Raw genomic sequence first — 12,727 nt, 5'->3', positions numbered from 1 at the left:
TTACGTGGGCTAGAGGAAGCGCTCTTAGTTCTGGAAGTCGATGTTTTCGGCGGCAGCAGTTAATGCGGCTTCGTTCTCATCCAAGAACGCTTGATAATCATCCCCGGCGAGGAATCGCACGACAGAGCCAAATTCGTTTTCGATGCGGCTTTGCACGCGCTCGTTCTCAAGCGCTTGGCCATAAGCCTCGGCGATAGTGTCTAAAATGTCCTGGGGGGTGCCTTTGGGGGCAAAGATACCGCGGCTGGTAGAGTGATCCATCGCGATGCCAAGCTCGCGCAGCGTTGGCACATCAGGCATGCCATCCAGGCGCTCAGGGTGGGCGATGCCGAGGGCACGGAAAGTGCCATCTTCAAAGAACGCGCCGCCAGACGGCAGATTAAACATCGCAAAGTCGATTTCTTTCGCCATTAAGGCCGACACCTGTTCACCGGTATCTGGGTAACCGACTAGGCGAACGTCCGCCATATCAATGCCTGCTTCCTGAAAAAACTGTGACCAGAAGAAGTGATCCGTTGAGCTCGGGATGATGCTAAAGCGCACTTGACCGGGGTTTTCACGAACATAGTCGGCGATCTCGTCGGCGCTTTGTACGTCATGATCGGCGTGAGCCGCTGGGATGTTGATGGTTTGGGTGAGCAGCGCGACCGGCTCGAATGCGTCAAACGAATAATCGACGGTACCGGCTAACTTGGAAAGCGCAATGGTGTCGTGGCTACCCAGCAGCGTGTAACCATCCGGGGACGCCTCTTTAACATTGCGGGAGCCAAGGGTAGCGCCCGCGCCTGCCATATTGACGGGAACAACGGATTCACCCAGGTGCTTTTCAGCTTCCTGAGAAATCAAGCGAAACAGAATATCGGTTGCCCCGCCTGGGCCGTAAGGGATGACTAAGCGGATATCCTGCTCCGGATAGTCTGCTTGAGCCGCGGTGGTGATCGCCATACTAGACGCAAGGCCGATGGCAACGAGGGTAGTGCTTAGAGTCAATTTTAAGCGCGTCATTTTTCTACACCTTTATGGATAGGGTGGTGCTATGGGATTCCGCCCTTACTGCAGCGGTGTGGTGAGCGCGTGGTCCCGTTATCGGGTTTTTATTGTGGTAATCGTCAATAAGCGTTAATGGTTAATCAGCATTAGCCGAGGAAAAAACCTCCGTAAATCAATGCACCCATAACCACAAAGGCGGGATGCGTTTTAAAGCGAATCAATGCAATTGCTGCTACGATGCCGATAATCAGCGTGTGTATGGCTCCACTGGTAGTCACGCTTTCGAGTAAAAAGCCCAACGTTAACCACGCCATCATCATCGCGATGACTGGGCGAACCCATTGGCTCATCCGTTTGACCCGGGGGGAGTCTCGATGGCGATAGAGCAACCCAAGCGCCCCTAGCATCAGTAATAGTGAGGGAATGACAGTCGCCGCAACGGCAATCAACGCACCGCCTATGCCCGCTACTTCATAACCGATATAGCCTGCCATTTTGGTGGCAATTGGGCTGGGAAGCGCGTTGCCGAGAGCCAGCGTTTCGGCAAAGCCTTGTGCTGTCATCCAGCCATAGCGACCCACCACCTCCGCTTCAATAAGCGGAATAATCGCCGGGCCGCCGCCATAACCAATAATGTTGGGAATAAAAAAAGCTAAGAACAGCTCCCAATAGATCATGCTGAGCCCTCCGCCGGTTTTTTATGCGTGGGCCGAAGCAGGGCTGTTAGCAGAATGGCGCCAATCACCCAGCCTGGGTGTACGCCCAGCCAATAAATAATGGCACCGGCAGCGACTGCCATGACAGCACTTGCCAGCCAGCCTAGCGCTGCCTGTGATTTGTCGAAAAAATCCCAGGTCAGTTGTCCCATCATAACCATGACGACCGGAATCACGGCCTGCCCCATGCCCCGTATCCAGCCTACGTCGCGGTAGCGGCTAAAAATGCCTAACATCACAATCATGGCCACCACCATGGGGAAAATAGTCGCGAGTACCGCAATGACGCAGCCGCTAGTTCCTGCTACGCGATAACCAATATATCCAGGCATTTTTGTCGCAATAGGGCCAGGCAAGGTGTTCGCAATCGCCAGTACATCGGCAAATTCTTCATCGGTGAGCCATTGATGGCGTGTTACAACTTCTGCACGTACCAGCGGTATCATGGAAGGGCCGCCGCCAAAGCCAAAAATGCCGACGCGGAAAAAGGCCCACAAAAGTGCGGTTTGCTTCATTTTCCAGGTGCCTGTAGAGGAAGCTGTGTGAGAAAAAACGCTGCATCAGAAATCATCGAAATGCCTGTTTATCGTTTGTAAGTTAAAAAATCGATTATCTTGTCTAAAATAGAATATAGGTGAGCCTTGCAAGAGGCGTCAACATCTACGTGAAGAATCTCCGTTAACCGATGCATTGCGTAAGGTACGCAAAAGGACTCCGGCATGAACAAGCATATCCAGCTCCCTACCGGTAAGGCATCTAGCCCCATTTACGATCTATTGCGCAGAGATTTGGTGGGGGGGCGCTTTAAAGCAGGGGAAAAATTGGCGATTAATGCGCTAAAAGAGCAGTACCAAGTAGGGCTTAGCCCGCTGCGTGAAGCGCTCAACAAACTGGCGGCGTATGGCTTGCTAGAGCAAGAGAATCAACGTGGCTTTAGAGTGCCCAAGCTCTCCCGTGATGAGCTGGATGATATTGCCCAGATGCGCACCGAGCTTGAAGGTATGGCGCTTGAGCGTGCCATTGCACAAGGGGATGCCCTATGGGAGGCAGATTTATTAGCTGCCGCCCATCGGCTAAAGCGTGCGGATATTACGCTGGATAAAGGGGAAGAGTGGGAGCGCCTGCATACTCAGTTTCATCGAACGCTAGTGGCGCCCTGTGGCTCGGTGTGGCTACTGCGCTTTATTGAGCAGTTACACGACCAGTTTGATCGTTATCGGCGGTTAGGGCCAAAAATGCCGACCATTCGCCAAGCATTGGATGATCAGCACCATGAATTAGTGGAGCTGGCGCTTCAACGCGATGCAGCCGCCGCACGAGCGCTAATGGACGACCATATTCACAAGTCTTATGAAGTGGCACTGGCTCGTTACCAAGAGCATGCCTAAAGCCAAGACAGCGGTTGCCAGGTAAACTCGCGTTATCTGAGAGATTTCGCCCTTAATTCAGTACCGAAGGTATGAGTCGTCATGCAAGTAACAGACAGCACCATTATCGAACAGACGTTGGCATGGGTACGCAGCTTTATTGTGGAGCACAATATTTGTCCCTTTGCTAAGCGCGAGTTAGAGAATGGCAGTATTCGCGTGGAAGTCGTGCGCTCAAAAAAAATGGAAGTCGCCCTGGAGGAGCTAGTGGCTGAGATTGAGTGGCTAAATGAGCACCCTGAAACCGATACCACGCTCTTGGTATTTCCCACGTTGTTTAAAAATTTCGACCACTACTTAGATTACGTTGAGTTCGCGGAAAGCCTGCTAGAAGAGCAGGGCTATGACGGTATCTATCAGTTAGCCACGTTTCACCCAGATTACTGCTTTGCTGATGCCGAACCGGAAGACGCTTCGAATTACACCAATCGCTCGCCCTATGCGATGGTACACCTGTTGCGCGAAGCAAGCGTTGAAAAAGCGATCGCTTTTTATGGCGATACGGCACTGATCCCTGAGCGTAATATTGCCCTCTTAACCGCCATGGGCAGCACTGCTGCCGAAGCGACGTTACAGCGTTGCTTCAATGCGCCTCTTCATAAATGATAAGGCGATGTTTTCCCTGGTGTTTGGCTTGATAAAGCGCGGCGTCTGCCCGCTGAAATACTTGGCTAATGGCATGACCATGTTGGGGCCAAATGGCGGCTCCTAAGCTGCATCCTACCTGTGCGGTTTGCCCATCAGGTAGGGGCACCGGCTTAGCAATATGGGTAAGTAAACGCTGACTAATGTCTTTAGCAAGAGAGGCGCTGGATACACTAGGGCTTTTGATGATCATAACAAACTCGTCGCCGCCTAAGCGTGCCACGACATCACCGCTGCGCAGCGTTGCTTTCAAGCGCTGGGTGACTTCTATCAGCAGGAGGTCTCCGGCATGGTGCCCAAGCGTGTCGTTAACCCGTTTAAAGCCATCCAAATCAAACATCAGTACGACCAAACTATGTTGTTGACGCTCCATTTCTGCCAGTGTGTGCTGCAAATATTGATCAAGAAAAGAGCGGTTAGGAAGGCCAGTCAGCGGGTCGGTATTGGCTAAATCTTCTAGGCGGCTGATGGTTTGGCGCTGGTCTAATAGGCGCTCGACCATATCGCGCATAGACGTAGAAAGGCGTTCAAATTCGGGGGAGCCGGTTTCAAGAGTAATAGCAGCGTGTGTTTGTGCAGTTTGGATGTTATCAGCTGCACGGGCGAGTCGAGTTAACGGTGCAACAAGGCGGGATGCCAATACCCAGCCAATAATTGAAAAGAGCAGGGCAACGAGTAACCCCGTACCTAATATCAGCTCGTTAAGGCGTGCGACGGGCGCAAAGGCGGCCTCAACTGGCTGCCTGCTAACGGCTACCCAGCCAAGCCCAGGAAAATCGCCAAACCCTTGACTATGCGCGATGCCCGTCACATAGCGCCGCCCATCGGACCATGTTTCAACGGACCACTGCGGCATCGAAGGGCTGCTTGTATCGTGCGTAAACGGCAATGCTTGGCCGCGCAAATAAGGTGGGCCTAAGAGGACGGTGCCGTCTTTTGAAAGTAATAGAAGGTCGGTTTGCTGCTCTTGCAGCGCTGGTGAAAACATAGAGTCTTTAACGCGCGCTGCCCATTCCCAGCTTAAATGAACGGCTAGTACGCCGCTAAATGCGCCGCTAGCATCTTCAAGCGGGGCTGCGATATCCACAAACTGAATAGGCTCTCCAGTGGGGTTGGGCAGTAGTTGGGACAGCAACACCGCATCATGCACATCACCAATCCAGAGCTCATGTTGCCCTTCAATAAAGACAGGGCGCTGGGCTATGGACTGCCCTTCTAAAATACCGCCAGTGGCAGCTACCACGGTGCCCTGGGTGTCGGTGATGCCAAGCCACGACACCACGTCGTAATTACCCTGTAAATACTCAAGCTGGGCGCGAGCGAGCTCATCATCCCCCGTATCCTTTAGGCCCAGTAACAGCTTAACCTCTTTAATACGCGCGTCCATGCTGCGATTAAGCTTGTCTACCATGTGGTAGGCCGTATTGGCGCTGGTTTCGCCGATATTTGCTTCCAACTGAGCGGCTGCCTCACGGGAGGCCACCCAGCTAATCAGCATCGTGATGGTAAATACCAGCGTTGTGACCAGCGCAATGATGCGGGTGCGCAAGGAGAGGCGCTGTAGGCCTGAAAGGTTTATGGGCATAGGGCACTAAAAGAAGTAGTCGGTATATGTGTTTTACCCTATCGTAGTTTTGGTATTTGTACGAATGAGGAAGGAAAGGCTATGGCAGTGCAAGCGCGCACATTGGATGGCGTGGAAGGCAGTTAAGCGTAAGCCGAGGCTGACAGCATTTTATACATCACATGCGTATCGACCAAGCCCAGCGTGGCGTGGCGGTAAGCGTTGGGCACCGTGCCCACAATATGAAAACCTAACCGCTGCCATAGCTTCACTGCCACCTGATTACTGGCTACTACTGCATTAAACTGCATGGCTTCGAAGCCCGCTTCTGCAGCCAACGCTTGGGAGTGTTCGCACATGGCTTTGGCAACCCCTTTGCCGCGTGCTTGTGGCGTCACCATATAGCCACAGTTGCATATGTGTTTACCGGGGCCTGCGGCATTGGCTTTTAAATAATAAGCGCCCAGCAGTTGGTTTTCCTCATCTTTAACCGCGATGCTGTAAAGCGGTGTTTGGCACCATAACGTAAAAGCATTTTCATACGTGATGTTAGGGTCTATCGCGTAGGTTTCTTGTGCCGCTACAATGGCCTGAAATGTTGGCCAAAACTCACTGAAGTCTTCCGAGGTCATTGGCGTAAATGCGTGAGATTGCATGGGCAGTGTTTCCGTAAAACGGTTATCTAGATAACAAAAGCATGGCGTACGTTAGTATACTCTGATGTGCTTATAGGGTCCCATCATGACAATAGAAAGTGCACTGACCTATTTTTTAGCGATTTTTATTTTTGCGGTCACGCCAGGCCCCGGCATTTTTGCGCTGTTGGCGAAGGGAATGGCTGCGGGCACTCGACCATGCATACCGCTGGCGCTGGGCATGACGGCAAACGACATTATTTATCTGCTACTGGCGTTTTATGGCTTGGCAGCGTTGGCCGAAAACTGGGGTGAGGCGTTCACCCTGTTGCGTTATGTGGGGGCTGCTTATCTGTTTTATCTTGGCTGGCAGATGTGGACAGCCGAGGTGACGAACAATGCGTTAGCGTCGGCCCACTATGACAATAGCGTGTCTACCCGCGATATTCTCAAGAGCTTTACGCAAGGCTTCTTAATTTCGGCGTCTAACCCAAAAGTAATTCTATTTTATATTGCGTTCTTACCCACCTTTATTGATCTCACCGTGCTTAACCGAAGTGATATGTTCCTCGTAGTGGGCTTAACGTTAGTAGGGTTAATGATGGGCTTAATGCTGGTGGCCTCGTTTGCCTCCTCTGCGCGACGGTTCTTTCAGTCAGAGCGTGCTCAAAGAGGCACCAACCGGACCGCAGGCTCGCTTATGGTGGCGGCAGGTGCCTTTCTGATTGCCAAAGGGTAGGGCGCGGGCGCGTTAAGAATAGCCGCTTAGCGGGCTACGTCCGCAACGATTTCATAGCTGCGCAAGCGATCTTTATGATCGTAAAAGTCGCTATTAATCATGAGTTCATCCGCGCCAGTGCGTGCTTGGAATTCTTCAAGCTCTGCTTTAACCGTCGCTGGCCCACCAATAATGGCTGCGCCTAAAAACTGGCTGACCTGAGCCTGCTCAACCGGTGACCAGTCTAGCTGCTCAACCGGTGGCAGCGACTGCGTAGGCTTGCCGCGGATAAGGTTAAGAAACTTCTGCTGCGCGGTGGTGGCTAGGTAATGCGCCATCGCATCGCTTTCAGCCGCCATAACAGGTAGGCCCACCATGGCATGCGGTTTACTTAGGTGTTCAGAAGGGCGGAAGTTGTCTCGATAGAGCCGCAGTGCTTCAAATAAGTAGCCCGGCGCAAATTGGGCCGCAAAGGCAAAGGGTAGCCCTAGTTTAGCGGCCAACTGTGCGCTATAGCCACTAGAGCCGAGTAGCCAGATGGGTACGTGAGTGCCTTGGCCTGGAACGGCTTTTACGCGTTGATGAGGGTCGGCATCGCCTAAATAGCTGCGTAGCTCATTAAGCAATTGTGGGAAGTCATCGACCCCCGCGTGAGCATTCCTGCGCATGGCCTGCATGGTTGCGCCATCAGAGCCAGGGGCACGGCCTAAGCCTAAATCAATACGGCCGGGGTAGAGCGTTTCAAGCGTGCCAAACTGCTCCGCAATCACCAGTGGTGGGTGGTTAGGCAGCATGATACCGCCGCTACCAACGCGAATGGCTGAGGTCTGCCCAGCAACGTGACCAATCAGGACGGCGGTGGCAGCGCTGGCGATGCCCGCGATATTGTGGTGTTCAGCCAGCCAGTAGCGGGTATAGCCTAGTTGCTCTGCTCGCTGCGCCAAGGCAACGCTGTTATCGAACGTTTCAGCGGCGTTGCCGCCTTGACGGATGGGCGCTAAATCCAGCACAGAAAGTGCAGTGGTAGCGAGTTGGCTCATGGGTCACCTGCAAGACGGAACGTGTGGCGCGCTAAACTAATTAGCACGCTTGGTAATAGAACGTTATGTGGGCATTTGCAGGCAATTACAAGTCATAAGCGTTCGAGCGATTTATTCCATTGGCGGCGTGGGGCGAATAAGTATCTCGTTAACATCCACATGGGCGGGCTGGGAGAGGGCATAAACCACGGCATTGGCAATATCACGGTCTTCAAGGGAATATTCAGGTGGCTCATCGAAAAATGGCGTATTCACCATTCCTGGCTCTATTAACGTGACGCGCATGCCAGTGCCGCGCAGCTCCTCACGTAAGTTGTAACCAATGCCTGTAACAGCCCATTTGGTCGCGCTATACATAGAGCCAGGAATGGTGGTGCGTCCCGCTGCTGAACCGGTTAAAAGCACGTGTCCCTTGCAGCGTTTTAGCTCGGGTAGGCAGGCTTGCAGGGTTAGCCCTACGCCGTAGATGTTAGTCATGATCATCTGTTGCCATGCAGTGTGATCAGCACCGCTAAAGCCGCCGGGAGAACCGCCGCGTCCGGCATTGGCAAAAACGGCATCCAGTCGACCAAAGGTCTCAAGGGCTTGCTCTACCATCGCCTGCTGCTGGGCCATGTCGGTGACATCCACTTCGCAGGTAAGGACTTTTTCTGGGCCTAGCTCTTCAGCGAGTGCTGTTAACTTAGTGGTTGAACGGGCGGCAAGTACGAGTTTGTAACCTTCACGTGCGGCTGCGCGTGCGGTAGCAGCACCGATGCCGCTTGAGGCACCGGTGATCAAAAGTACGCGGTGACGCATTGGGGGACGCTCCTTGTTCATTCAAATAATGGGCTGCTTCATACCGGAATAATTAGAATGGTCAATGAGCGCTAATCTTGCAAATAGTGCGGGCCCTTGCCATCAGCGCGTGGGGGTTTCCGATTTTCGCTTCAGCACGATAGAAAGGTCGAGAATTGATTGCGCCATGTCGGCCATACTTTTGCTTTGATCCATTGATGTTTTACGCAGAAAACGATATGCCTCCTCTTCAGTCATTTCCTGATGAGCCATAATGAGCCCTTTGGCTCGCTCAATCAGTTTGCGTTCACGTAGGGCTTTACGGGTGTTTTCCAGCTCATCGCTAAGGCCTTGTAAGCGGCGTGAATGGGCATGGGTTAGCTCAATTAACGAACGTCCAAGCGGTGAGGTTAATGCACTGGCGGTAAGCTCTCCTAAAGGGTAGGTGTCGTTTAACGCTAGCAGCTGCTCACAAGGAGCGGGAGTGTGCTGGCAAGGCTGTGCTTTAAGCTGTTCAAGGGTAGCCTGTGCCTGTTCGATTTTGCGGTGGCATAGAATGGTTAACTGTTGGTTGAGGCTATCCTCAATTTCCTTAATCGTGTCGATACGTAGCGTTGTCAATGCGTACCAGGTTTCACCCAGCGGTGCCGTTTCATTATTTGAACGACGAATGCGTTGGCAGGCAATATCGCGAAGCTGATTAATGCCACAAAGCGCGCGTGTCGACATCGCTTCTTGCCAGAGAAGCTGGGCCTCGGCATTGGCAAATTCTACAAAAGTATCGAAGCAGCGCTGTTGATCATGCACCAGCTGATTCAGTAGCTCGCGATGGGCCTTATCAAAATGTCCATGGGTAAAACCGTAGGCGCCGCATGCTCGCTCTTGGCCTGCCAGCTCCTTCCCCTGCATCAAGTGAAATATGGCCACCAGCGCTTTGGTAACATCTGCGTCTGCTGCGGTGTCTGCAGCTTCAAACACAATCGCGAGCAAGCCGCTAATTAAGTGGTTAAAGGCCTGAGTAGCGGAGTCGGGGGAGATGGCAAACGTATCAATGGCGCAGCGCAAGGTATCAAGCTCGTCGAGTGCAAGCCACACCGTTGCAATTCGTCTAAGCAGACGAGCGGCCGCTTGCGGTTTGGCCTCGTGACTGAGGGCCTCAAGCCGCTGGCGCATTAAGGTCTCAGCTTCTTGACTCTCTTGCAAATACGCCATGCGCCGGGTTTTGAAGCGCTTTCCCTTTGAGACGAGGTAGATGGTTGAGGCGCCTCGTTCGCGCTGAAGGACGTGAATAAAACGGCTAATATCACCGACGATGTCTGAGGTGGTCGCCAAGTGGCGCAGGTTGTCGATATCGCAACGCAGGGCGGTTAAGAGTAACTGTTGGGCTGAAGACATAACGGTTTCCTTGTTGCTCGCCGCCTGACATAAATTGCCCCGCAGCTAAGCTGCGGGGGGAACGTTAACGCAGTGAAAGGGCGCCTGCGCCGGTTTCTTCACCTACCGCGTCACGGTAGGCCTGCGCCTCTTTAGCTTCCGTAGCATCGCTAAAGCGTACCAGCAGTACGCAGGAGGCGAGTACTAACACGGTAAGGCCTAGGTAAAAAAGCCCTTGTTGGTAGCTGATATTTTCGTTGCGAAAGAGAAAAGCAGCGCAAACAGCGCCCACATTACCGCCTGCGCCCACAATACCCGCCACAGCGCCTAGCGCTTTCTTATTGATAAACGGTACTACCCCGTAGGTGGCCCCTTCGGCCATCTGCACAAACAGGCTGAACACCAGCATGATGCCTATGGCTAGGCTTAATACGTGCATTTGTGAAAAGGCAATTAGCGCGATACCTTCGCAAATTAAGGCAATGAATAACCAGCGTACCCGGCCTTTCAACCCTGCGTGTTTAGCAAATAAGTCGGAAAAGATGCCACCCAAGGTGCGAGCGAAGATATTCATCAGGCCAAACAGCCCAGCAATCATGCCCGCCGTGGCAAGGGTTAAATCGAAGTGGTCAAAGAAGTAGATGGCCGCGATATTATTGATGGTCAGCTCAACCCCAAAACAGAGTCCGTAGACAACAAATAACGCCCATACTCGAATATCTTTCGCCGCGGCTAAAAAGCTCTGAGTTGCGCCGTTTTCCCCCGTGGCTTCGGGTAGCTCGCCCCGGGCGCGTAGCGCGTCAAAGTTGCCGTTCGGCGCATCTTGCGTGAAAAGCCAGTAGCCGATGCCGGTGCAAAACATCACAACGCCGGGTACCACCATGGCAAGCCGCCAGCCCAGTGTTTCGCTCACGCCAAGCATTAAAAGGCCGGCGAATATCAGCGGCATCAGAATCTGGGTCGTGCCACCCCCTAGGTTGCCCCATCCCGCGCTAGTGGCATTGGCGGTACCCACTACATTAGGCGCAAACATCATGGTGGTGTGGTACTGGGTAATAACAAACGAGGCACCGATAGCGCCAATGGCCAAGCGGGCTAACAGGAACGTTTCAAAACTGTTGGCAAAACCAATGCCCATCACGGGGAGCGAGCCTAGCAGGAGTAGCCCGGTGTAGGTTTTACGTGGCCCTATCTTGTCGCAAAGTACGCCAATCAGTAGGCGCACAATCACGGTAATGGCGACCGATGCAATAATGGTATTGCCGATTTGGGTTTGAGTGAGCGATAGGTCTTCTCGAACGACCGCCATGAGGGGGGTGATACCAAACCAGCCGAAAAAGCAGATATGGAAGGCGAACCATGAAAAGTGAAATGCGCGCATTTGCGGCGTAGAGAAATTTAGCAGCCGAATTCGGTTGGCTTTATTGCGAATATCCATGGAAGGCCTCTCTGGGGTTAGAGCGAGTTTGCCAACACGTGAAGCGCTTCTCTAAAAGACGCTACGTAATTGACGAGAACATGCCTTCTTCTCTGAAGGTCAGGTTCGACGCACTCGTACCCACTGGGCCTGGTCCACGCCTACCACCATTAGTGGTAGGAAAAGCAATTAATCCGCCAAATGTTACTTTTATTACTCAAAACAATTGGTTGTAGTTGTTTTTTAAGTTGGGTTGAAAATAACGTTATTTTTGTAAGCATAAAAAAACGGTTTCTGCCCCACGGTGGGGCGGAGTCAGCGACGTTTGCAACACGCTAGTGCCATTTATTCGTTCAGGTACACAGCGTCGATATCCAGCGATGAGTAATTACCCAGTGCTTCAAAGTGTTCAGCAAGCCAGCGATCGGCGGCGTCACGACCCTGTTCAAACAGATGGCAAAGGAAAGCCCACTCAGAGTTCATTTTGCTGGATACGGAAAGGGCTTCTAATGCGTGTTCGCCGCTAATACGATGAAACAGTGCCTGCTGATAGCTATTCTGGATACCTTGCTCTTCCAAAGCGCTTTTCAGTAGCGCAATCATGCGGATCTCTTTTATTAGCGACGCATTAAAGGTGATTTCATTGAGCCGGTTCATAATAGCTGAAGCAGATGTGGGAACATCGTCTCGGCTTATGGGGTTAATCTGCACCAGCATGATATCCCGAGCACTGCACTCTTCCATTAATGGAAAAAGCGCTGGATTACCCATGTAGCCGCCATCCCAGTAGGCTTCACCGTCTATTTCCACTGCTTGAAAAACAAAGGGGAGGCAGGCAGACGCCATCACGGCGTCGACGCTCATCTCTTCACGCCGGAACACGCGCTGTTTACCCGTGCGTACATTGGTTGCGGCAACAAATAATTTGAGCTTTTCGCAGCGTCGGACACGCTCAAAATCGATGTGCTCAGCCACAATGTCCCGCAGTGGATTGATATTGAGTGGGTTAAATTGGTAAGGCGAAACCAGACGGCTCATGAGATCCATTGCAATGTAGCCAGGCGAGTGATCTAGGCTCCAGTTGCCAGTGAGTACATCTAATGGGGAGCGGCGGATGGGGCTTGACATGCCAGCACGACTAACAGCCTGCCAAAAATCGCGGAGCGCTTTACGCGCTGTCTCTTTATCACCACGGGTGAGGGCGTCGGCCATTACGACACCATTCATGGCGCCTGCGCTGGTGCCACTAATACCCTCGATTTCAATGCGGTCATCCTCTAACAGGCGGTCAATAACGCCCCAGGTGTAAGCACCGTGGGAGCCGCCACCTTGCAAGGCAAGATCTAGCTTTTTGATCTGCACTATATAGCCTCTTACTGAATGCGTTTGGGAAGATTATTACGTCTTCAGCATGGCACAAATGC

13 protein-coding genes are annotated in these 12,727 nt (G+C 52.6%); 3 read left to right on the top strand and 10 right to left on the bottom strand.

All coding sequences use genetic code 11. The features are described from left to right. Nucleotides 1-24 precede the first annotated feature (24 nt). From P8S54_RS07025 to P8S54_RS07015, 3 genes are all read right to left on the bottom strand, one after another. On the bottom strand, nucleotides 25-1,005 hold the full coding sequence (locus P8S54_RS07025) for a tripartite tricarboxylate transporter substrate binding protein (RefSeq protein WP_281443812.1): 981 nt from the start codon (nucleotides 1,003-1,005) through the stop codon (nucleotides 25-27). A gap of 131 nt (nucleotides 1,006-1,136) precedes the next feature. Beyond that, nucleotides 1,137-1,667, bottom strand: coding sequence for a chromate transporter (locus tag P8S54_RS07020; RefSeq protein ID WP_281443811.1), 531 nt, complete (start codon nucleotides 1,665-1,667; stop codon nucleotides 1,137-1,139). Next, nucleotides 1,664-2,221 (bottom strand): chromate transporter, encoded by a 558-nt coding sequence (locus tag P8S54_RS07015; protein WP_009095782.1) that lies wholly within the window; start codon nucleotides 2,219-2,221, stop codon nucleotides 1,664-1,666. The genes P8S54_RS07020 and P8S54_RS07015 overlap by 4 nt, the downstream gene beginning before the upstream one ends. Nucleotides 2,222-2,425: 204 nt before the next feature. Between P8S54_RS07015 and P8S54_RS07010 the strand changes: the two genes are divergently transcribed. Both P8S54_RS07010 and P8S54_RS07005 read left to right on the top strand, forming a co-directional pair. Next, entirely contained in the window at nucleotides 2,426-3,094 is a 669-nt protein-coding gene (locus P8S54_RS07010; protein WP_281443810.1) for an FCD domain-containing protein, read from the top strand. A gap of 81 nt (nucleotides 3,095-3,175) precedes the next feature. After that, nucleotides 3,176-3,739: a DUF1415 domain-containing protein gene (locus tag P8S54_RS07005; RefSeq protein WP_281443809.1), complete on the top strand. Its 564-nt coding sequence runs from the start codon at nucleotides 3,176-3,178 to the stop codon at nucleotides 3,737-3,739. Here the strand turns inward: P8S54_RS07005 and P8S54_RS07000 are convergent. Further along, nucleotides 3,717-5,363, bottom strand: a complete 1,647-nt coding sequence (locus P8S54_RS07000) for a diguanylate cyclase (protein WP_281443808.1) — start codon at nucleotides 5,361-5,363, stop codon at nucleotides 3,717-3,719. The genes P8S54_RS07005 and P8S54_RS07000 overlap by 23 nt on opposite strands. Nucleotides 5,364-5,485: 122 nt before the next feature. After that, nucleotides 5,486-5,998 carry a GNAT family N-acetyltransferase gene (locus P8S54_RS06995; protein WP_281443807.1) on the bottom strand — a complete coding sequence of 171 codons (513 nt, stop codon included), beginning with the start codon at nucleotides 5,996-5,998 and terminating at the stop codon, nucleotides 5,486-5,488. An 85-nt stretch (nucleotides 5,999-6,083) separates the two neighbouring features. Here P8S54_RS06995 and P8S54_RS06990 point away from each other — a divergent pair, with 85 nt between their 5' ends. Next, complete coding sequence (locus tag P8S54_RS06990; RefSeq protein ID WP_281443806.1) at nucleotides 6,084-6,716, top strand: LysE family translocator; 633 nt, start codon at nucleotides 6,084-6,086, stop codon at nucleotides 6,714-6,716. Nucleotides 6,717-6,742: 26 nt separating this feature from the next. On the opposite strand, the gene P8S54_RS06985 is transcribed toward P8S54_RS06990, so the two are convergent. The 5 genes from P8S54_RS06985 to P8S54_RS06965 all read right to left on the bottom strand — a co-directional run bounded on the left by P8S54_RS06985 (nucleotide 6,743) and on the right by P8S54_RS06965 (nucleotide 12,668). Then, on the bottom strand, nucleotides 6,743-7,735 hold the full coding sequence (locus tag P8S54_RS06985) for an LLM class flavin-dependent oxidoreductase (RefSeq protein WP_281443805.1): 993 nt from the start codon (nucleotides 7,733-7,735) through the stop codon (nucleotides 6,743-6,745). Between the two features lie 111 nt (nucleotides 7,736-7,846). Then, on the bottom strand, nucleotides 7,847-8,533 hold the full coding sequence (locus P8S54_RS06980; RefSeq protein ID WP_281443804.1) for an SDR family oxidoreductase: 687 nt from the start codon (nucleotides 8,531-8,533) through the stop codon (nucleotides 7,847-7,849). A gap of 102 nt (nucleotides 8,534-8,635) precedes the next feature. Then, a complete protein-coding gene (locus P8S54_RS06975) occupies nucleotides 8,636-9,907 on the bottom strand; it encodes a nitrate regulatory protein (RefSeq protein WP_281443803.1) in 1,272 nt (423 codons plus the stop codon). Nucleotides 9,908-9,971: 64 nt separating this feature from the next. Beyond that, nucleotides 9,972-11,324: an MFS transporter gene (locus P8S54_RS06970; RefSeq protein WP_281443802.1), complete on the bottom strand. Its 1,353-nt coding sequence runs from the start codon at nucleotides 11,322-11,324 to the stop codon at nucleotides 9,972-9,974. 324 nt (nucleotides 11,325-11,648) lie between these two features. Then, nucleotides 11,649-12,668, bottom strand: a complete 1,020-nt coding sequence (locus P8S54_RS06965; protein WP_035539754.1) for a patatin-like phospholipase family protein — start codon at nucleotides 12,666-12,668, stop codon at nucleotides 11,649-11,651. Nucleotides 12,669-12,727 lie beyond the last annotated feature (59 nt).

It is taken from the genome of Halomonas sp. M1, from assembly GCF_029581375.1.
Lineage (GTDB): Bacteria > Pseudomonadota > Gammaproteobacteria > Pseudomonadales > Halomonadaceae > Vreelandella.
Note: the sequence above shows the minus strand (reverse complement) of the source record. Positions and strands in the feature narration are given on the sequence as shown.